Below are 18863 nucleotides of genomic sequence, written 5' to 3' on the forward strand. Positions count from 1 at the left end.
TCGGTCACGGAGCGACGGCGTCGGTGCCCGCGGCCAGGGTGTCCTTGGCGACCAGTCGCCCGCCGGAGTAGCACAGGCGGTAGAGGTCGACCTCGTCCAGGAGGTTGCCGTTCGAGCGGTAGAAGTGGCAGGTGGTTCCGGGCGGGCGGAGCGCGGAGCGTGCTGTGTCGGGGGCGTAGGGGAAGGGCCGTGCCGGCAGGAGGTGCGTCAGCTCCGCGCGGGATGAGCCGACGCGTAGCTGCTCGTAGCGGGAGGGCGGGAGAACGCTGGTGGTGAGCTGGTAGGCCAGGTAGGCGGCGCTCGGCAGGAAGACCGCCGCCACCGCCGCGGGAACCGCGAAGAAGGCCGCGAAGCGCCAACGGGCGATGCGGCGGACGCGAGCGCGTCGCCGCACCGATTCGGGCAGGGGGCCGGCGGACGAGGACGTACCGTCGGCCGGGTCCGCCTGGTCGGCGAGCCCCTCCGAGCCGTGTGGCGCCGCCTGGGCGGAGGTGTGATGCGGAAGGGTCGCGGCGACCTCGAACCCGCCTTCGTGCGGGCCGGCGCGCAAGGCGCCGCCCAGGACCGTCACCCGCTCGCGCAGCCCTGCCAGACCGTGATTCCCGCCCACCGCGACGGGCGCCGGGCCGGGTGACCGCCCGGGCAGCGGCGCCGAGTTGACGACCCGTACGCGGGTCACGTCGTCGGCGTGCGCGATGCCGACGCGGACCGTGCTGCCCGGCGCGTGCTTGGTGGCATTGGTGAGGGCCTCCTGCACCACCCGGTACACGGCCCGTTCGACCAGGGGCGACCGTGCCGGCGGCGACCCGCTGCGCGCCCACCGCACCGGGACGCCGGACGCGACCGCACGCCCCAGGAGTTCCTCCACGGTGTCGGCCGTGACGGGGTCCGCCCCCGCGTGGGGGGTGGCCCGCAGCACGGTGACGGTCTCCCGGAGGTGGTCGACGGCGTCGGATATCGTCCGCCGGAGCTCGGCGACGTCGTCGCGGTCCTGCGGGGCGAGGGTCGGCGACAGCTCCAGCGCACCGGCGCGCAGGGCGACCAGGCTCAGTACGTGCCCCAGCGAGTCGTGCATGTCGGCGGCGATGGCCGCGCGTTCCGTCAGGCGTGCCCGTTCGGCGGCGAGGTGCTGCCGTTCCTCAAGGCTGCGGGCCAACTGCCAGCCGCCTTCGACGAGTTCCCGGCGCCCGCGCCAGTAGCGGCCGGCGAGCCAGGGCGGCACAAGCCCAGCGGGCAGCATGGTCATCGCGTAGAACCACCACACCGCGGGGACCCGCAGGACAGCGCACAGGGCCAGGTCGGCCGCCAGACATCCGGCGAGCACCAGCAGCGGCATGCGCGCCCCGGCCTTGCGCACGCCCAGGAGGAAGCTCATGCAGGCCAGCGTCAGCACGTAGACGTTCGCCGGGCTCCCCGAGCCGGCGAGTCCCAGCGCGCACGGGACGTTGGCCAGGAGGACAGCCGTCCCGGGGCGGCGCCGGGCCAGGGCCACCGCCACGCCCAGCACGAGCAGCGGAAGGACCAGGTCCCGGGTGGCCGAGGCGGTCCGGGCGTCGCCGAACCAGAGGGCGCCCGCGGTCGCGAAGACCGCCCACAGGGCGATGTCGGCGACGACCGGTCTCAGTGGTGTGCGAGGGCGCCGCATGGTCGTTCGGGGGTCCTCTCCTGGGGGTGCGGTACGTGCTGTCACCGGGCCGACGCTACGTCAGGCGTACGACCCGGGCGCCAGAGGGACGTTCCCGGGCCGGGAGCCTGCGGCTTCCGGCCCGGGGACCCGGTCAGGCGTCCCGGCGGCGCAGCAGGTACAGGCCGGTCAGGTGGGCGGCGACCGTCCATGCGAGCAGCACGAGGAGCGCTGTGGCGGGGCTGTACGGGGTGTCGGGGGCGCCGCCACGCATGAGGATGTCGCCGGCGCTGTGCGGCAACCAGTCGTTGATCGCGAGCAGGACCGGGCCGCCGAGGCCCACGAGCATGCTCGGCAGGGCCCACAGCAGGGTGAGGAGCACCGTCAGCGCCCCGGCCGCGTGCCGGGTGGCGAAGGAGACGCCCACCGTCATGACGGCGATGAGGGCGTAGTAGACGCCGACGGACACGGCCTGGCCCGCCGTCTCGCCGGCGTCGAACGAGGCGCGGCCGGAGAACGGGCCCCACGCGACGGCCGTTCCCAGTGCGGCGAACACGGTGCCGGCGGTGAGGAAGACGAGCGCGGTGACCAGGGCCTTGGCGAGCTGTACGCGGTGCCGTACCGGTACCCACAGCAGTGACGAGCTGATGCTGGTGGTCGTGTACTCGCTGGTGACGGTGAGCATGGCCAGGACGACCACGGCGAACTGGACGAGGACCGTGGAGGAGATCGCCGCGTGGCCGGCCGGCTGGACGGGATGGTCGTTGATCCGGGCGATCGAGCCGTAGTAGAAGGTGAACACGCAGGTCGCGACAAGACCCGCCGCGAGACAGACGTACGGGGCGCGCACCGACCACAGTTTGGCCCACTCGGCGGCCACCGCACCGCGGAACGGACGGCCGTACGGCGGCCCGCCGTACGGTGGGCGGCCGGACGGCGGACCGCCGGACGGCCGGGCAGGAGCGGTTTGATCGGACGCGACCGCGGCCCCATGGTCCGCCGTGTCGGTCGTCGGCTTGTTGGCCGTCATCGTGTCAGCCCCGTCTCGTGTCGGTCGTCGTTCCGTGCGCCCGTCGCGTACTCGACGCTGCGAGCCGTCAGGTCCATGTACGCCTGCTCCAGCGATACGTGGACGTCGCTGAGCTGATGCAGCCGGACGCCGCAGTGGTGGGCGAGGTCGCCGACCTGCCTGGCGGTCCGCCCCGTGACGACGATCTCGTCGCGGTCCGCCGTGTCGACGCTCACGGTGACGTTCGCGTTGTCCGCCGCCAAGCGGCGTACCAGGGCGGCCCGCTCCTGGGGATCCGGTACGCCGACCCGCACGACCGCGCGGGAACTGCCGGCGAGGAAGTCCGCCATGGAGGTGTCCGCGAGCAGCCTTCCGCGGCCGATGATCACGAGGTGATCGGCCGTCAACTGCATCTCGCTCATCAGGTGGCTGGAGAGGAACACCGTGCGGCCCTGAGCGGCCTGGGAGCGGACGAGGTCCCGCATCCAGCGCACGCCGTCGGGGTCGAGGCCGTTGACCGGCTCGTCCAGGATCAGGGTGGACGGGTCGCCGAGGAGCGCCCCGGCCACGCCGAGCCGCTGGGACATGCCGAGCGAGTAGGTGCCGGCGCGGCGTCGCGCCGCCTTGGCCAGACCCACGGTCTCCAGCACCTCGTCCACGCGGCGCACGGGGATGCCGTTGCTGCGGGCCTGTGCGATCAGGTGGCTGCGGGCGGACCGTGCCGGGTGCAGTGCCTTCGCGTCCAGCAGCGCGCCGACCTCGCGGACCGGGTGCCGCAGGGAGGTGTAGGGCCTGCCGTTGATGAGGGCCCTGCCCCGCGAGGGGTGATCCAGGCCGAGGATCATCCTCATCGTGGTGGATTTCCCGGCCCCGTTGGGACCGAGGAAGCCGGTCACCTTGCCTTCTTTGACGTCCAGTGTCAGGTCGTTCACGGCGACGGTCTCGCCGTAGCGTTTGCTGAGCCCTCTCAGGGTGATCACACCGGTTCCCTCTGTTCCTTCTGCCTGTGTGCTGCCGGACTGTTCCGTGGTGCTTCCGTGGTGCTCCGTGGTGCTCCGTGGTGCGGCAACGACGCTAAGAGGGCTGTCTCGCGGCGGCACATGGGCCGATCGTCAGGTCCTTCCTTCCCTTCGTCAGGGGTGCCGCTGCGTCCCCGGTCGTATTCGCCGGGGAGCCCGGATGCGCGCGCCGGCCAGGGCCGTACGCTCGCCGTGTGGAAGAGACGACACCAGGCCAACGGCCCGTCCGCGTCCTCGTGGCGGACGACGAGACGATGGTCCGGGCCGGTATCCGGGCCATCCTGGCCAGGGACCCGCGCACGGACGTGGTCGCCGAGGCGGCCGACGGGAACGAGGCGGTCTCCCTGACGCGCCGCCACCGGCCCGACGTGGTCCTCATGGACATCCAGATGCCGGGCCTCGACGGAATCGCGGCGGCGGCCCGCATCCATCAGGCCGTACCGGCGACGGGTGTGGTGATGCTGACGACGTTCGGGGAGGACCACTTCATCCAGCGAGCCCTGGAGGAAGGCGCCAGCGGCTTCCTGCTCAAAGCGGACGACCCACGGGAACTGCTGAACGGGGTGCAGGCCGTGGCCTCCGGCGGGGCCTACCTGTCACCGAGGGTCGCCGCCCGCGTCATCGCCGGTCTGCGCGCACACCGGGCCGCCCGCCCCCGGCGCCCGCTCGAGCACCTCACAGGCCGGGAACGCGACGTCCTCGCCGGCCTGGGCGCGGGCCTGTCCAACGCGGAGATCGCGGCAGAGCTGCACCTCGTCGAGGGCACCGTGAAGGCCCATGTCAGCGCCGTCCTGTCGAAGCTCGGCGCACGCAACCGCGTAGAGGCCGCCATCGCGGCGCACGAAGCCGGCCTCGTGGCCCGCGACGCTTAGCGCCCGCACCTCTCAGGGGCGGGAACGGTGGTAGTGGCGACGGGCGCGATCCCGGTTGCCGCAGTCGCTGGAGCTGCACCAGCGACGCGTGCCGCTGCGGCTGCGGTCCAGGAAGAACCAACCGCATCCCGGGCCCTCGCAGCGCCTGATCCGCTGGACGAGCGGACTCGCGAGGAGTTCGTCGGCCTGTAGGGCCAGGGCGTGGGCGAGGTCGGCGAACCCTCTCGCCCGGACGTGCCAGCGCAGCGGCAACTCCGGTGGCAGCGCGGCTTCCCGGCGAGCCGCCACGATCGACCGACGCAGGATCTCCCATGGGGCGGACGGGAAAGGGCGGTTGTCGATCAACGCGTCCAGCACGTCCCAGAGGGCGCTCCTCAGCGTCTCCAGGCCGGTGAGCTGTTCCCGGTCGTTCCGCGCGTTCCGCGTGGCGGGGTCCAGCAGCGCCGTGGCCTCCCGGGCGGTGAACAACCCAACGCGGCCCGCCCAGTGGACCCAGGCCTCGACGCCCTCCACGCGGGCGACGCGGCGATTGGGGTCCGTGCGCCAGGCGACCGTGTTGGTGAAGTCGAGGACGGTGTGTCCGCCGACGAGGGCCACGCCCGCGTGGGTTGGGCGCGGTGTCGGTTCCGTGCCGGTCGTGTCCGAGGCTCTCTTCACCGCCACCACCCTAGCCAAGACCCCCTAACAGGCTTACCAGCTTATGCCTGTTAGGTTGTGGTCATGTCCGACGAACTTCCCCTGCACGAGGGCGCATTACCCCGACAACGCCTGCACGCCGGACTGCGCGTCGGGTTCGCACTCGGCTCGGCCTCGTTCCTGCTGGCCGTGAGCTTCGGGGCGATCACGCAGTCGCAGGGGTGGGCCGTGACCGGCTCCGTCCTCTGCTCGATGGCCGTCTTCTCCGCTTCGGCGCAGTTCGCCCTCGTGTCGACGCTCGGCACGGGAGGTGGCGTGGCCTCGGCCGTGGTCGCCGCCGCCCTTGTCAACGCGCGCTTCCTGCCCATGGGAGTGGCGGTCTCCGGTGCCCTCCGCGGAGGCCGGTTGCGCCGGGCCGCGGAAGCCCAGGCGGTGGTGGACGGCTCCTGGGCCGCCGCGCACCTCGGGGGCGGTCGCTTCGACCGGCGGGTGCTCTTCGCCGCCAGTGCGGTCCAGTGGGTCCTGTGGGTCGCGGGCACCGCACTCGGCGCGGTCCTGGCGCCCAGCCCGCACCTGCTGACGTCCCTCGGCCTGGACGTGGTGGCGCCCGCCATGTTCCTGTTCCTGCTGCTCGACGCGCCGGGCGCAGGCCGTCCGTACTGGACCTCAGCGCTGCTGGGCGGAGCCATGGCCGCGGGCCTGTCGTTCTTCTTCCCCGCCGGGCCGGCGCTGGTCGGCGCCGCCGGCGCCTCCCTGGTGGCCCTGACACGTCCCCTGCCGCAGAGCGAGCACCGCGGCGAGCCGCGCCGGCGGCACGTGAGTGACCAGCCCGGAACGGAGCCCACACAGTGACCCCGTGGTCGGCCGTCGTAGCCGTCGCCATCATCGGTTTCGCCCTCAAGGCCGCCGGCCCGACCGCGCTCGGTGAGCGTGAGCTGCCCCCACGAGCCCGTGCGGTGGTCGCGCTCATGGCCCCCGCCCTGCTGGCCGGGCTCGTCGTGGTCGACGTCGCCGACGACGGATGGCGGACGGTGGACCCCGCCCTCCTCGCGGCCCTGACGGCGGTCCCGCTGCTCCGCCGGTGCGGACTGCCCATGCCGGCCGTCCTGGTCGGCGCGGCCGTGCTGGCAGCGGTCGTCCGGAGGCTGACCACCTGACAGCCGCGGGGTATCGCTGCCCGCCCCGGCCCTCGCGACGACGGAGCCGCTGCCGGTGCCCATGCGCCCGCTCGGCAACACGCACACCGGCACATTCCCTCACCCGACCCCTGGAAAGGAACATGAGTTCATGGACACCGCTGCACGCGGGCGGACCCGGGAATCCCAAGCCCGCGGTCTCCGCCTCTGGATTCCCCGATTCATCTACGCCGCCGCCGCCGCGCACATGCTCGTCGGCGTCATCGCCGCCCACTCCCACTGGACCGGCATCGTCTCCGAGGGACTGTGGAACACCGTCCCCAACGACGACGAGGGCCGCATGATGGCCCTCTGGTTCATGGTCAGCGGTATGGCCTTCGTCGGTCTCGGCCTCCTCGCCCGGAGGTCTGTGACGACCACCGGGAGGCTGCCCGCCGAACTCGGGTGGATTCTGCTGGCGCTCGGGATACCGGTGTCGCTGCTGGAGCCGGTTTCCGGCGGCTGGTCGCTGATCGCCATCGGCCTGCTGGCGGTGCGGACCTCGCGGCGTGACCGTGCCGTGGGCCGGGATCACCAGGCAAGCCACACCTGAGCACGGACGGTCGCTGCCACCGCCCCCGGCCATGACCGCGCGATCCGGCCCCGCGCCGTCAGGAGCCGGGAAGCGCGCGGCGGACGGCGGAGGCCAGGGCAGCGCCGATGGCCTTGGAGCCGGCCGCATTGGGGTGGAGGGGCATGGCGGCACGTGTGCGCAGCCATCCTTCGGTGAAGCGGTCGGCGGGTGCGGCGCAGATGTCGTGTCCGACACCGAGGGTGTACGTGTCGACGAACACCGCGCCGTGTTTCCGCGCGGTCTGCTTCAGCCGCTTGTCGAGGTGGTTGATCGTGCCCTGGAGGTAGTCGGCGTCGGTGTCCCAGATGGGCTGGGCGGGGAAGCAGCCGCCGGGGCGGATGACGTTGCCGTAGCCGATGACGAACACCTTCGCGCGGGGCGCCCTGCGGTGGATGTCGTCCAGCGCCGCGGCGAACTCGGGGGTCCAGGCGTCGATGGCGGTCCTGACCTTGTCGGAGCCGCCTGCGGTGTTCTTGGCGGCGCAGCTCACTCCGGCGGGCTTGGGGTCCAGGTTGACGCACTCGATGGCGGTGGTGACCAGTCCGACGTCCACTCCGCCGATGGTGATGCTGACGACGTCGGTGTCCGGTGAAAGGGCACTGTTCTGGGCGGCCGTGCCGGGGTATTGGGAGGTACGCAGGTCTTCGAGGGAGGCGGCGGAGCAACTGACGTCGGTCAGCTTGGCGCCCAGTGCCTTGGCGGCGGCGTGCGGATAGTTGGCGCGTGAACGCAGGCAGAGCAGGTTGGACACGTCGGGCGGCGGCACGTGGGTGGCGGCGGCGAAGGAGTCACCGAGGGCGACGTACTCGAGGGGGTCGTCCGCCGCCGCGGAGGCGGCCGGCGCCGGGGGGAGGGTGGCGAGGGCTCCCGCGAGGAGGGGGGCGACCAGGAAGCTGCGCGGGCTCGTTCTCACGGACGACTCCGTTGGGTGCAGGGGTTTGGCCCCGCGGGGCTTTTGTCCGTTCTTATCACATAAGCGCCACAGGGCTGGTGACCTCCGGCCCCTGCGGGGCCCCTCGGCTCAGGAGGCCGGTTGCCCGGCGACCGCGCGGCTCATGCGCCCGGTGACGCGGACGGCCGTCTCCGCGTCACCGGAGCTCCCGCCACCGTCCGCCGGGACAGCGACACGCGCGGCGAGCGCGACGGCACGCCCACCCGCCGTTCGGGTGAACGCGACGGACCAGGCGGCCGACTTGGCGGGTGGCGCGACGGCGGCGCCCCTACGCCCTCGGGGGTCGGCGGCGGTACTGGTGGCCGCATCGGCCTCCGCGCCGCCCGGGAGGGCCGTCGTACGGCCCGCCGTACCGCCCGTCGTACCGCCCGCCGCACCGCTCCCGTCGTACCGCGGGCAGGCGCCGCTTCGAGGACCGCCCGCGACTGTGCCGCCGTGTCCGGGGCGAGGACCCGGCCTCCTCGGGCGGCGGCGTTCCGTGGCTTCTCCCGTTGCGGCCCGCCCGTACGACGGCCCCGCGTTCGGCGCGCGGTGGTACGGCTGGCAAACTCGGGCCCATGAGCGCGGACTTCACCGTACGCCGGGCCCGGCCCGCTGACGCGCGGCTGCTGGCCGAGCTGCGCTGGACCTTCAAGCAGGAGGAGCACGAAGGGCCCGCACCGGCCCCCGCCCGGCCCCTTGAGGAGGCCGAGCGCTGGATCGGTGACCGGCTTGGGGACGGACGTTGGCTGGCGTGGGTCGCGGAGTCGGAGCAGGACATCCGCGGCCACGTCTTCCTCTGCCCGGTGGAGCGGGTTCCGGAGCCGTACGGCGACAACACCCCGGTCGGTTACGTGACGAACTTCTTCGTCACGCCGTCGCACCGCGACCGAGGCATCGGCTCGGCACTCCTTGAGGAGCTGCAACGGCATGCGCGCGGCGCCGGATTCGACACCCTCGTCGTCTGGCCGTCCGAACGCAGCGGCCCCCTGCGGCGGCGGTGCGGTTTCGAATCCCCGGAGGAACTCCTGGAATTACCGCTCGCTCCCGGCGGGAACTCCTCACCTCGCACAACCGTCCTCCATGGCAAGGACGGACGACGGAAGTGAGCGGTCATGCAGACGAACGACCCGACCACCATCGAGAGCACCCTGGCCGACGGCCGGCGCATGACGCTGTCGCTCCCGCCGACGGACGCCCAGTGGGCCGCTGACGGCATCAAGGCCCTGTGCCCCGTCCCGGCCACGCACACGGGCCGGGGAGAGGAACCCCCGGCCCTCCCGGCACGCCCCGCGCTCCCCCTGGAGATCGCCCTTCTGGGCATAGGGGCCTAACTCCGCAGTTCCTCAAGGCGCTTGAGGTCGTCGTGCACCGACTCCCGCTCCTGCTCGGTGAGGTGGACCGCGACTGCCCTGGCGAGCAGGGACGTCGCGGTCTCTTCGTCACCGAGGCGCCTGGCGACATCGGCACGGAGCACGAGGAGCCGAAGCAGCCGCACGGGCGTGGGCCGTTCGTCGTCGATGCGGAGCACGCGGTCGATGATCTTCGCGGCGCCGGCCGGGTCGTCCCTCGAGTCCGCCAGGAGCGACGCGTGGTGCAGGGCTCGGGAGAAGGTTTCCTTGGGTGCGGGCCGGTGGTGGTGGTCCTGACTCGTCTGCTGTCCGATGCGCAGGCAGTTGCCGCCGGGATCGGTGACGAGGAACTGCCGTACGCCGTGCGACGTGTCCTTCAACGGCCCTATGCGCGGCAGGCCACGGGTGGGGATCCTTCCGTACGCCGCTTTGAGGCGGGACCGGAAGACCTCGTACAGGCCGTCGACGTCATCGGTGCGGATGTAGCACGTGCTGTACGACTCCGTCGGTTCGTACCGTTTCATCCCGAAGAAGTGGAGCTGAATGCCGCCGCGCTCGACGACGGCGTACGGATTGGGACTTGCCTGCTGGAAGGTGACCTCGAAGCCGAGGACGGTGTAGAAGTCGAGAACGGGCTGGAGGGTCCGGCACGGCAGCATTGGAATGGTCATCTCACCCATGCCCGGCAGTCTAGTCAAACTTGAATAGTCATTTCTGGCGGACTTCGACTTCCGCCAGCACGGCCCTGATCACGTGCCGGGCGTTGTTCGCCATCGCGGGGTTCGTCCTCCGGTAGTACGGAAGTGCCGTCAGCGCCTGGGAGAGGGTCCGGCCGCGGCCGCGGTTCCAGGTCGCGTCGTCCGCACCGAGCGCCTCACGGAAGACGTCCCGCGCGTCGGCCGGAAGCAGGTTCCACGCCGGGAACAGGTCGCAGGCCGGGTCGCCCACGCCCATGCAGCCGAAGTCGATCACCGAGGTGAGCCGACCGTCACGGTCCACCACCAGGTTGCCCGGCAGCAGATCGGCGTGCAGCCACACGGGCGGCCCGTCCCAGCCGGGGGTGCGCAGCGCGTCCTCCCACACGGCGGTCACGGCGTCACAGTCGACGCCCTCCTCCGGGATGGCGCGCAGTTCCTCGATCGCCGCCCGGGTCGAGGCGTCGAGCGAGGCGAGCGGACCGCCTCGGTAGGCCGCCGGCGCGTCCGGCAGGGTGATGCCGCGCATCGCCCCAACGAACGCGGCCAGGTCCCTGGCCAGCGTCACCGCTTGGCTCAGCGCCCCCGCCCGCGGGTTCTCCCCCGCGAGCCACCTGTACACCGACCATGGCCACGGATACCCCTCGGCGGGCTCCCCCGCCCCCAGCACCTCGGGAACGGCCACGGGCAGCCGGGACGCGAGGCGGGGCAGCCACTCCCGCTCCATCACCACGTCACCGGCCCCGCCCTCCACCAACGGCAGCCGTACGACCATGTCCTCGCCGAGCCGGTACATGGCGTTGACCGTGCCGCCGGACGCGAACCGCTCTACCGCCAGCCCTGCCCACCGCGGGAACTGCCCGGCGACCAGCCGCCGTACGAGGTCGGTGTCGATGGGGTGCATGCCCGGGTGCATCTGCCCTGTGCTCATGGGGTCCCATCCGACCGCCGGACGCCGACGGGCGTCAAACGCTTTGCGAGCAACCTGGTCGTGCCGGTGTGTCAGTGGCGGTGACTACCGTAAGGGCCATGATCGACGCCGATGACGTCCGCCGGATCGCGATGTCCTTCCCCGAGACGGTGGAGAAGGAAGCATGGAGCATTCCCACCTTCCGGGTGGCCGGGAAGATGTATGTGACGGTCCCCGACGACCAGACATCGTTCGCCGTGCGCTGCCCGAAGCACGAGCGGGCGGAGCTGATCGCGGCGGAGCCGGAGAAGTTCTGGGTGCCGCCGCACGAGGCGAGTTCGGCGTGGGTCCGGGTGCGTCTCGCCGCGCTGGAGGACCTGGACGAGCTGCGGGACATCCTCGTCGACTCCTGGAGGCAGGCGGCGCCGGACAGGCTGGCGGAGGAGCACCCGGACCTGCGGCCGGGCGCGGGGAGCGGCGCGTGAGCAACGAACGTCGGCGGCTCGACCGACGGTCGGCGGCTCGCCGTTGGTGGTGGCTCGGCCGACGGTCGACGGCTCACCGATGGTCAGCGGCTCGGCCGATGGTCGGCGGCTCACGTCGGTCCGGTCGAGGACGTCGTGGGCGTGGCGGGGCGGGGCGGGGCGGGGCGAGGTGGCGCTCGGCCCTCGACCGGGCGGGGGACGTTACCGATCGCTCCGGCGGGGAGCGCCGGCTGCGGCCGCCAGCCGGTTGATGAGCGGCCCGGGGTCGGTGCCCTGCGGCAGGTCGCTGACCTGGCCGTCGCCCACCTCGACAACGCGCCAGGCACCGTCCTCGCGCAGGGCGAGGTCCGTTGTGACGAAGCGGCAGCCCAGGGCGGCGACCAGTGGGCGCACGAAGGCCGGGTCGGGTTGGGGCCGTAGGGCCGGGGAGTCGGGGTGGGCGGTGACGAGGGCTGGGTCGCCGTCGACCCACCACAGGCGCGCCTCGCCGACGGTGGTGCGGAAGCCCTCGAAGGCGCGGAGGACCACGCCTCCGGTGAGCGAGTCGCCCTGAAGCTCCACGAAACGGCTGACGACGGACGTGAGGCGGTCCGTGTCCGTCACGTCGGGGACGTAGCACGCCTCGTGCCACTCGTGTTTGCGGGACTTCACATGGTCCTTGACGACCGCGGGGCCGCCGCCGAGCGCGGTGGCCGCGGCGGCGAGCTCGCTCCTGGCCGGCGGTGTGCCGGGCGAGGTGGGGAGCAACACGCTGCGTGGGGTGACCGGTTCGAACGTCTCGTACCAGCCGGGAAGCTCGTGGGCCCGCTGGTAGTCCTCGGGTGGGGTCAGCAGCGTCAGCCCGCGCTCGGCGAGGGCGTCGGACAGGGCGCTGTACTGCCCGGCTGTGAGCATCCAGCCGCGGTACCAGGCCGTGCGGCGTCCCTTCGGGACCCGCGCCACGGCGGCGGTCACGTCACCGGCCGTCAGGGCGTCGTGGTCGATGAGCGCGACCGGGTGGCCCAGCTCCCGAGCCGCACGCGCCTCGGCGGCGAAGTGCCCGTCGGTCCGCCGTGGCCGGAGCGGGTCCGCGCAGTGGATGAACGTGGCCCCCATGGACGGCACTCTATCCGGCGCGTGGAACGGCCCACTGCGGGCGGCCGGGCGACGCTCACATCGCCGGGCCCGCACAGCGTGGGCCACCTTCCCTCCGCGAAACCCGTGGCCGTCCGGCACCGTGGCGGTGCCGGACGGCCGTTGCGGGTCGGCGGGCCGGACGGACGTCGTTACGTCCTGGCGGGTTCGGCGGACGGCAGGGACGGGGTGAGGCGTCCGGTGCGGTCAAGGGCGTACAGGGCGCCGGCGCAGGCGAGACCCAGGAGCGCCAGGGCGGTCCACGGGAGCGCGGACAGGCCGGCCGCCCGGGCGGCGTCGAGCGCGGCGCCGGTGAGGAGGTTGCCGAGGGTGATGCCGATGCCGCAGATGGTGTTGTACAGGCCGTAGTGGGTGGCGACGAGGCGGTCACCGGAGAGGCGGACGATGGTGTCCATCTCGAACGGGTAGGCGATCATCGTGCCCAGGGCCAGCAACAGGGCGGACAGCGCGGGCGGTACGGCGGCGAGCAGCCACAGCCCGATCCCGCCGCCGGGTACGGGCACGGCCGCCGCCGGCAGCAGGGGTACGAAGGCGAGCCCCATCACCAGCACGCCCCACCCGAGCGCACGGCCCGGCGCCATGCGGGCCTTGCACCAGGTGGTCACCCGGGTCTGGCCGAGGATGGTGCTCAGGCCGGACACGGCGAACAGCACCGCCACGGCCGCCGTGCCGAAGTCCCCCTCGCCGCCCAGGCGCCTGACTTCCAGCGGGAGCGCGAGGTAGACCTGGAACGACATCACGTAGGAGCCGATCATGGCGAGGGAGAACAGCAGGAAGGGCCGGTTGGACAGGACGCTCCGCCACTGGGACAGCACGCTCTCCTGCCGCCCTCTGCCCCGGCGCGGGGGCAGGGCCCGGATCTGCACGATGCTCAGCACCGCGAAGATCCCGGCCGCGGTCAGGCAGGTGACGCGGAAGCCGATGCCCGTCAGCACCATGCCGACGAGTGGGCCGAGCAGGACGCCGGCCTGGTAGAAGACGTTGAACAGCGCGAACGCCTCCACCCGGCGCTCCCCCGCCGCAGCGGCGAGGTAGGCGCGGCTGGCCGGGTTGAACAGCGCTCCGGCAAGGCCGGTCGCGGCGGAGGCGGCCAGCAGCGCGGGCACGGAGTCGACGAGCCCGAGGGTCGCGAAGCCCACCGTGCGCAGCACCAGTCCGGCGATGATCATCGGCTTGTAGCCGAGCCGGTCGGCGAGCGTGCCGCCGACCAGGAACATGCCCTGCTGGCTGAAGTTGCGTACGCCGAGGATCAGCCCGACCAGCCACCCGGCCAGGCCGAGCGGGCCGGCCAGGTGCGTGGCGAGGTACGGCATCAGCATGTAGAAGCCGAGGTTGATGGTGAACTGATTGACCATCAGCAGTTGGACGCCGCGTTCGTGGGCGCGGAGCTGTGCGAGGGTGCGGTGCTTCACCGGTCGTCCTCCCCCGCGTCACGGCCGAGGGTGAGCGGGTCGACGACGCGCGTGCAGCGGGTCCAGCGGGTGACCTCCTTCTCGTCGAGGCGGCCGATCACCTCCGGTTCGGACGGGGGCGGGCCGTCGAGCAGGCCGTGGGCGGCGCAGTAGTCGTCGTCGTACACCGTGCCGAGGTAGCGTTGCGGCCCGTCGGGGAAGACGGCCGCGATGCGGGTCTCCTCGGGCAGGGTGCGGGCGAGCCAGCCGGCCACCAGGGCGACCGCGCCGACGCTCCAGCCGCCGGTGGCGTAGTGGGAGGCGGCGAGCTGCCGGCAGGCCCACACCGCTTCGGCCGGGGCGACCCAGTGGACCTCGGAGAAGCTGTCGTAGGCGACGTTGCGCGGGTAGATGCTGGATCCGAGCCCTCGCATCAGCCGGGGCCGGGCGGGCTGGCCGAAGATGGTCGAGCCGACGGTGTCCACGCCCACGAGCGTCAGACCGGGGTAGAGCTGCTTCAGTACGCGTGAGACGCCGGCCGAGTGGCCGCCGGTGCCGACACTGCACACCAGCACGTCGATGTGGGCCAGTTCGGTGGCGAGTTCCAGGGCGAGCGGGGTGTACGCGGTGGTGTTGTCGGGGTTGTTGTACTGGTCCGGGCACCAGGACCCCGGGTGCTGCCGCATGAGCTGGGCGACGCGGTCACGGCGGGCCTGCTGCCAGCCACCGGTGGGGTGGGGTTCGGAGACGACGTTGACCTGGGCGCCGTACGCGGTGAGCAGCCGGGTCATGGAAGGCTCCAGGCCCGGGTCGGTGACCAGGGTGACCGGGTGGCCGTGGACCATGCCGGCCAGGGCGAGCCCGAGGCCGAGGGTGCCGCTGGTGGACTCGATGATCCGGGCGCCGGGCTCCAGGTCGCCGCGGGCGCGGGCGCGTTCGACCATGTAGAGGCCGGGGCGGTCCTTGATGCCGCCGGGGTTGAAGCCTTCGAGCTTCGCCCAGAAGCCGCGCCCCGCGGGGGCGAAGGGCTCGCTGACGTACAGGACGGGGGTGTTGCCGACCAGGACGGACAGGGCGGCCTGGCCGGGCCCGGCGTGGGAGGTGGTGCGGGAGGCGGTGTGCGGAGAGTGCATCGGATTCGCTCTCGTTGTCGGTAAGGGGCGTTCGGTTGCCGTTCCGTGCGCCGGCTCCTACGTCCGCCACCGGCAGAGGGAGCACAGTGTGAGGCGTCCGGAGGCCGGTCCTCCGGGCTCCGGCGAAGCGCGCTTCTCACGCCCCGCGGCAACTGCCGTGTACGTCGCCGTGGTCGCGGGTACGGCGTCGGCGCACACGGGGACGCGCCCCGGTGGACGCAACACGACCGGCTCCACGTGCGCGTCGGCCGGCGAGCAGGAGTGCCGGGGCGTCTCGGCGCGCTGCACCTGCGCGGTGGCGGGCCGGCCGCCGTGCGCCACGAGGGCTGTGGGCGCGGTGGTAGCCGTAAGAGTCGTGGAGGGCGGGCCCTGGTTCTGAGCGGGCGGGTGCGGCAGGTGTCCGCAGCCGAGTGCCGTCAGGAGCAGCCCGCAGAGGAGCAGGGCGAACAGCCGGTACGACGCGGGCAGGGCGAACAGCCGGTACCGCGCGGGCAGGGCGAACAGGCGGTAGCACGCGGGCAGGGCGAACAGGCGGTAGCACGCGGGCAGGGCGAGCAGCCGGTACCGCGCGCGCCGGGCGAACAGGCGGTAGCACGCGGGCGGGGCTGAAGGCGGGTGAGTACGGGAAGGAGAGGGCACGGTTCCTCCGCGGGCGGCCGTCACATACCGCGGGCGCACCATGGGGTCGGCGCGGCACAACGGCGGGCGGGGCGGGCAGTGTCGGAGCAATGCCGCGGGAAACCGCTTCCGTAAGGCGTGTGGACGCACACGCCCGGGCGGGCAGTTCGCGGCGACAGCCGGTCGCATCGAGCTCGCAGCCACGCGGGGCTGCCCGGGAGTCGATGGCCGGCGAAGTGTCGCCGGATCCTAGATCTGGAGAACGGTGGCTCTTATGGACGCCGCCGGCGACTGCTCTGCCGACACCCCGTCACCGAACGGAACCGGAGCGGGGCTCAGCGCCGTGGGGGCGCCGTCACCGGAGAGGACGCGGGCAGTCGGCGCGTCGAGGGCCGGGGGCTGCTGTGGCTGGCCGGGCACGCACTCCTGCGCCGCGTGGGAGGGGCCGTGGTCACCCTCGTGGTGATCGGCGGGCGGGTGCTCGGCCGTGTGGTCGTGCGGGGACGCCGCCGGGGTCAGGGCCGTAGTGGTGGTGACAGCGGTCGGGTCGAGGTGGGCCGTGGTGCCTTCGGCGCTCACACCGTGCGCGTAGACGAAGGCGAACAGCGTGAGCGCCACCCACAGCACGCGCAGCGGACCCGCCGAGGAGCGGGCCCGCGACATGCGGGGAGACGACCAGGCCGTGACCATGCCGTGATCCTAATGGCACGACCGGTCGGTGCCGCTGCCAGGGCACCGAACATGGCGTGAAAGGCTCGCCGCCCGGCGCGGGCCGGGAACGGGTCCACGAGCCGTCAGCCGAGGGAAGCGAGCAGGTCGTTGCAGGCGGCCTCGCACCTCCGGCAGGCCTCGGCGCAGACGCGGCAGTGGTCGTGCATGGCCGCGTGGCGCTCGCATTCCTCGGCGCACGCCTTGCAGGCGGTCGCGCACGCGGTGAGCATCGCCCGGGTGATGTTGGCGTCGTACCCGGTGTGGCGGGACAGGACGGCGGCGGTGGTGGTGCAGATGTCCGCGCAGTCGGCGTCGGTGCGGATGCACTTGGTGAGGTCGGCGACCATCTGCTCGGACAGGCACGCGTCCGAGCAGGCGGTACACGCCTGGGCGCACGCGATGCACTCCTCGATGCACCGGGTGAGGGCTGCGCGGTCCACGCCGCCGAGGTCGGCCGGGTAGGTGTCCAGCATGTCCTTGACCATCGTGGTCATCGTCGTCGCACCTCCACTTGCGCCTGAGCCGGCGGGCCGGGCCGGTCCGCCACCGGAGCCTCGGCGTCGGTGGGACGGGTAACACGCCGTTGACCGGCACAAACGCCAGGGACGCGAAGGAAGTTGGTTCAGGAAGTCCTGAATTCAGGATCTCCTGTACTATTACGGCGTGCTGACACTTGCCACCGAGGTCGAGGTGCTGGCGCGGTTCGGCCGCGCGCTCGCCGACCCGATCCGTTGCCGTCTGCTGCTGGCGTTGCGCGAGGCGCCGGCGCACCCGTCCGACCTCGCCGACCGGCTTGGGATCTCCCGCACCCGGCTGTCGAACCACCTGGCCTGCCTGCGGGACTGCGGCCTCGTCGTGGCCGTACCCGTGGGCCGCCGCGCCCGCTACGAACTGGCCGACGAGCGGCTCGGACGCGTGCTGGACGAGCTGCGTACCGCCGTCGTCGCCGTCGAGGCGGACCGCACCTGCCCGGACGCCACCGAGAAGGGCTGCTGCTGAGCATGGCCGCGGTATCCCTCGGTCCCTCGCCGGCGCAGCGCGACGCGCTCACCCGCCGGATACGCCTGCTCGTCGCCGCCACGATCGCCTACAACGTCATCGAGGCCGTCGTCGCGATCATCGCGGGCACCATCGCCTCTTCGACGGCGCTGATCGGCTTCGGACTCGACTCCGTCATCGAGGTGTCCTCGGCCGCCGCCGTCGCGTGGCAGTTCTCCGCCCGCGATCACGCCGTCCGCGAGGCCCGTGAGCAGAGGGCGCTGCGGATCATCGCGGTCTCGTTCTTCGCCTTGGCCGCCTATGTGGCCGTGGACTCCGTCCGCGCGCTGGCGCGCGGCGGAGAGGCCGACGGCTCGGTCCCGGGCATCGTGCTGGCCGCGCTGTCGCTGGCGGTGATGCCGTTCCTGTCCACCGCGCAGCGCCGGGCCGGGCGGCAGCTCGGGTCGGCCTCCGCGGTGGCCGACTCCAAGCAGACCCTGCTGTGCACCTACCTGTCCGCCGTGCTGCTGGTCGGCCTCGTCGCCAACGCCGCCCTCGGGTGGTCGTGGGCCGACCCGGTCGCCGCGCTCGTCATCGCCGCCGTGGCGGTCAAGGAAGGGCGGGACGCCTGGCGCGGCGACGGCTGCTGCGCCGTGCCCGCGCCCCCGACGGTGGCGGCCCCCACGGCGGCCGCGCCCGCGAAGGCTGTCCCCAAGAAGGCCGGGGACCCGTGCGGCTGTGCGGCCGGTTGCGCCTGCTGCTGACCTACCGCCCCGGCCGGGACCGACGTGAGCGGTGGCGGCCGACGTGAGCCGTGGGACCTGGTGTGAGAAGCGGGGCCGGCGTGAGCCGTGGGGGCCGGCGTGAGCCGTGGTGGCGCCGAGGCACACTGGTGCCACGGCCGCGCGGCAGTGGCCCGGAGGAGGAAGGCCGGCGACATGTCGGACAGCGAGCAGGACCTGGCGCGGGCGCAGCGCCGGCACTGGCAGGGCACCTACGCGGCACACCCGGCCATGTACGGCGAGCAGCCCTCCGCCCCGGCCGTCCACGCCGCCCGGGTGTTCCGCGCGGCCGGCGCGGCGGACGTGCTGGAGCTGGGCGCCGGGCACGGCCGGGATTCCCTGTACCTCGCCCGCGAGGGGTTCACCGTCCACGCCACCGATTTCTCCGCCACCGGGCTCGAACAGTTGCGGGACGCCGCCCGTGCCGGGCACCTGGACGAGCGGGTGACCACCACCGTGCACGACGTGCGCGATCCGTTGCCGATGGCGGACGGCTCCGTGGACGCGGTCTTCGCCCACATGCTGCTGTGCATGGCGCTGTCCACCCGGGAGATCCACGACCTGGTGGCCGAGGTACGGCGTGTCCTGCGACCGGGCGGCACCTTCCTCTACACCGTGCGGCACACCGGTGACGCCCACTACGGGAGCGGCATCGCCCACGGTGACGACATCTACGAGCACGGTGGCTTCGCCGTGCACTTCTTCTCCCGCGACCTGGTCGACGCCCTCGCCGAGGGCTGGTCGCTGGACGACGTCCACGCCTTCGAGGAGGGCGAACTGCCCCGCCGCCTCTGGCGCGTCACCCAGACGCTGCCACGGTGACCACGGCCCGTA

At 72.9% G+C, this 18863-nt stretch carries 23 protein-coding genes; 10 read left to right on the plus strand and 13 right to left on the minus strand.

Annotated elements, in window-relative coordinates; all coding sequences use genetic code 11:
• Positions 1-4: 4 nt before the first annotated feature.
• The 3 genes from ACZ46W_RS31110 to ACZ46W_RS31120 all read right to left on the minus strand — a co-directional run bounded on the left by ACZ46W_RS31110 (position 5) and on the right by ACZ46W_RS31120 (position 3613).
• Complete coding sequence (locus ACZ46W_RS31110; protein WP_468344693.1) at positions 5-1645, minus strand: sensor histidine kinase; 1641 nt, start codon at positions 1643-1645, stop codon at positions 5-7.
• Between the two features lie 133 nt (positions 1646-1778).
• Positions 1779-2654, minus strand: coding sequence for an ABC transporter permease (locus ACZ46W_RS31115; RefSeq protein ID WP_468344697.1), 876 nt, complete (start codon positions 2652-2654; stop codon positions 1779-1781).
• On the minus strand, positions 2651-3613 hold the full coding sequence (locus tag ACZ46W_RS31120; protein ID WP_468344700.1) for an ABC transporter ATP-binding protein: 963 nt from the start codon (positions 3611-3613) through the stop codon (positions 2651-2653). Before ACZ46W_RS31120 ends, ACZ46W_RS31115 begins: the two co-directional genes overlap by 4 nt.
• A 233-nt stretch (positions 3614-3846) precedes the next feature.
• On the opposite strand from ACZ46W_RS31120, the gene ACZ46W_RS31125 reads away from it, so the two are divergent.
• On the plus strand, positions 3847-4524 hold the full coding sequence (locus tag ACZ46W_RS31125; protein WP_468344703.1) for a response regulator: 678 nt from the start codon (positions 3847-3849) through the stop codon (positions 4522-4524).
• A 12-nt stretch (positions 4525-4536) separates the two neighbouring features.
• Here the strand turns inward: ACZ46W_RS31125 and ACZ46W_RS31130 are convergent, their stop codons facing one another.
• A complete protein-coding gene (locus tag ACZ46W_RS31130) occupies positions 4537-5181 on the minus strand; it encodes a CGNR zinc finger domain-containing protein (RefSeq protein WP_468344706.1) in 645 nt (214 codons plus the stop codon).
• A gap of 63 nt (positions 5182-5244) precedes the next feature.
• Between ACZ46W_RS31130 and ACZ46W_RS31135 the strand changes: the two genes are divergently transcribed.
• The 3 genes from ACZ46W_RS31135 to ACZ46W_RS31145 all read left to right on the plus strand — a co-directional run bounded on the left by ACZ46W_RS31135 (position 5245) and on the right by ACZ46W_RS31145 (position 6888).
• Positions 5245-6012 carry an AzlC family ABC transporter permease gene (locus tag ACZ46W_RS31135; protein WP_468344709.1) on the plus strand — a complete coding sequence of 256 codons (768 nt, stop codon included), beginning with the start codon at positions 5245-5247 and terminating at the stop codon, positions 6010-6012.
• Positions 6009-6317: an AzlD domain-containing protein gene (locus ACZ46W_RS31140; protein WP_468344712.1), complete on the plus strand. Its 309-nt coding sequence runs from the start codon at positions 6009-6011 to the stop codon at positions 6315-6317. The genes ACZ46W_RS31135 and ACZ46W_RS31140 overlap by 4 nt, the downstream gene beginning before the upstream one ends.
• 130 nt (positions 6318-6447) lie before the next feature.
• A complete protein-coding gene (locus ACZ46W_RS31145) occupies positions 6448-6888 on the plus strand; it encodes a DUF6463 family protein (protein ID WP_468344715.1) in 441 nt (146 codons plus the stop codon).
• Positions 6889-6946: 58 nt separating this feature from the next.
• On the opposite strand, the gene ACZ46W_RS31150 is transcribed toward ACZ46W_RS31145, so the two are convergent.
• A complete protein-coding gene (locus tag ACZ46W_RS31150; protein WP_468344718.1) occupies positions 6947-7822 on the minus strand; it encodes an SGNH/GDSL hydrolase family protein in 876 nt (291 codons plus the stop codon).
• 596 nt (positions 7823-8418) lie between these two features.
• On the opposite strand from ACZ46W_RS31150, the gene ACZ46W_RS31155 reads away from it, so the two are divergent.
• Both ACZ46W_RS31155 and ACZ46W_RS31160 read left to right on the plus strand, forming a co-directional pair.
• The gene (locus tag ACZ46W_RS31155; protein ID WP_468344720.1) at positions 8419-8949 is read left to right on the plus strand and encodes a GNAT family N-acetyltransferase; all 531 of its coding nucleotides are present in this window, start codon (positions 8419-8421) and stop codon (positions 8947-8949) included.
• A gap of 6 nt (positions 8950-8955) precedes the next feature.
• Complete coding sequence (locus ACZ46W_RS31160) at positions 8956-9174, plus strand: hypothetical protein (RefSeq protein ID WP_468344722.1); 219 nt, start codon at positions 8956-8958, stop codon at positions 9172-9174.
• On the opposite strand, the gene ACZ46W_RS31165 is transcribed toward ACZ46W_RS31160, so the two are convergent.
• Together ACZ46W_RS31165 and ACZ46W_RS31170 are read right to left on the minus strand one after the other, a co-directional pair.
• The gene (locus ACZ46W_RS31165) at positions 9171-9872 is read right to left on the minus strand and encodes a bleomycin resistance protein (protein ID WP_468344725.1); all 702 of its coding nucleotides are present in this window, start codon (positions 9870-9872) and stop codon (positions 9171-9173) included. The genes ACZ46W_RS31160 and ACZ46W_RS31165 overlap by 4 nt on opposite strands.
• Positions 9873-9900: 28 nt before the next feature.
• A complete protein-coding gene (locus ACZ46W_RS31170; protein WP_468344728.1) occupies positions 9901-10818 on the minus strand; it encodes an aminoglycoside phosphotransferase family protein in 918 nt (305 codons plus the stop codon).
• A 98-nt stretch (positions 10819-10916) separates the two neighbouring features.
• Here ACZ46W_RS31170 and ACZ46W_RS31175 point away from each other — a divergent pair, with 98 nt between their 5' ends.
• A complete protein-coding gene (locus ACZ46W_RS31175) occupies positions 10917-11282 on the plus strand; it encodes an MmcQ/YjbR family DNA-binding protein (RefSeq protein WP_468344731.1) in 366 nt (121 codons plus the stop codon).
• 201 nt (positions 11283-11483) lie between these two features.
• On the opposite strand, the gene ACZ46W_RS31180 is transcribed toward ACZ46W_RS31175, so the two are convergent.
• From ACZ46W_RS31180 to ACZ46W_RS31205, 6 genes are all read right to left on the minus strand, one after another.
• On the minus strand, positions 11484-12377 hold the full coding sequence (locus tag ACZ46W_RS31180; protein ID WP_468344735.1) for an ATP-grasp domain-containing protein: 894 nt from the start codon (positions 12375-12377) through the stop codon (positions 11484-11486).
• Between the two features lie 170 nt (positions 12378-12547).
• Positions 12548-13771, minus strand: coding sequence for an MFS transporter (locus ACZ46W_RS31185; RefSeq protein WP_468345258.1), 1224 nt, complete (start codon positions 13769-13771; stop codon positions 12548-12550).
• A gap of 53 nt (positions 13772-13824) precedes the next feature.
• Positions 13825-14940, minus strand: a complete 1116-nt coding sequence (locus ACZ46W_RS31190; RefSeq protein WP_468344738.1) for a PLP-dependent cysteine synthase family protein — start codon at positions 14938-14940, stop codon at positions 13825-13827.
• A gap of 57 nt (positions 14941-14997) precedes the next feature.
• Positions 14998-15579, minus strand: coding sequence for a hypothetical protein (locus ACZ46W_RS31195; protein WP_468344741.1), 582 nt, complete (start codon positions 15577-15579; stop codon positions 14998-15000).
• A 228-nt stretch (positions 15580-15807) separates the two neighbouring features.
• Positions 15808-16248, minus strand: a complete 441-nt coding sequence (locus tag ACZ46W_RS31200; protein ID WP_468344744.1) for a hypothetical protein — start codon at positions 16246-16248, stop codon at positions 15808-15810.
• Between the two features lie 104 nt (positions 16249-16352).
• Positions 16353-16763, minus strand: a complete 411-nt coding sequence (locus ACZ46W_RS31205) for a four-helix bundle copper-binding protein (RefSeq protein WP_468344747.1) — start codon at positions 16761-16763, stop codon at positions 16353-16355.
• 169 nt (positions 16764-16932) lie between these two features.
• Between ACZ46W_RS31205 and ACZ46W_RS31210 the strand changes: the two genes are divergently transcribed.
• From ACZ46W_RS31210 to ACZ46W_RS31220, 3 genes are all read left to right on the plus strand, one after another.
• The gene (locus ACZ46W_RS31210) at positions 16933-17268 is read left to right on the plus strand and encodes an ArsR/SmtB family transcription factor (protein ID WP_468344750.1); all 336 of its coding nucleotides are present in this window, start codon (positions 16933-16935) and stop codon (positions 17266-17268) included.
• A 2-nt stretch (positions 17269-17270) separates the two neighbouring features.
• Positions 17271-18011 (plus strand): cation efflux transmembrane domain-containing protein, encoded by a 741-nt coding sequence (locus ACZ46W_RS31215; RefSeq protein WP_468344753.1) that lies wholly within the window; start codon positions 17271-17273, stop codon positions 18009-18011.
• A 174-nt stretch (positions 18012-18185) separates the two neighbouring features.
• The gene (locus ACZ46W_RS31220; protein WP_468344756.1) at positions 18186-18851 is read left to right on the plus strand and encodes a class I SAM-dependent methyltransferase; all 666 of its coding nucleotides are present in this window, start codon (positions 18186-18188) and stop codon (positions 18849-18851) included.
• Positions 18852-18863 lie beyond the last annotated feature (12 nt).

Source organism: Streptomyces sp. NPDC031064, from assembly GCF_055570965.1.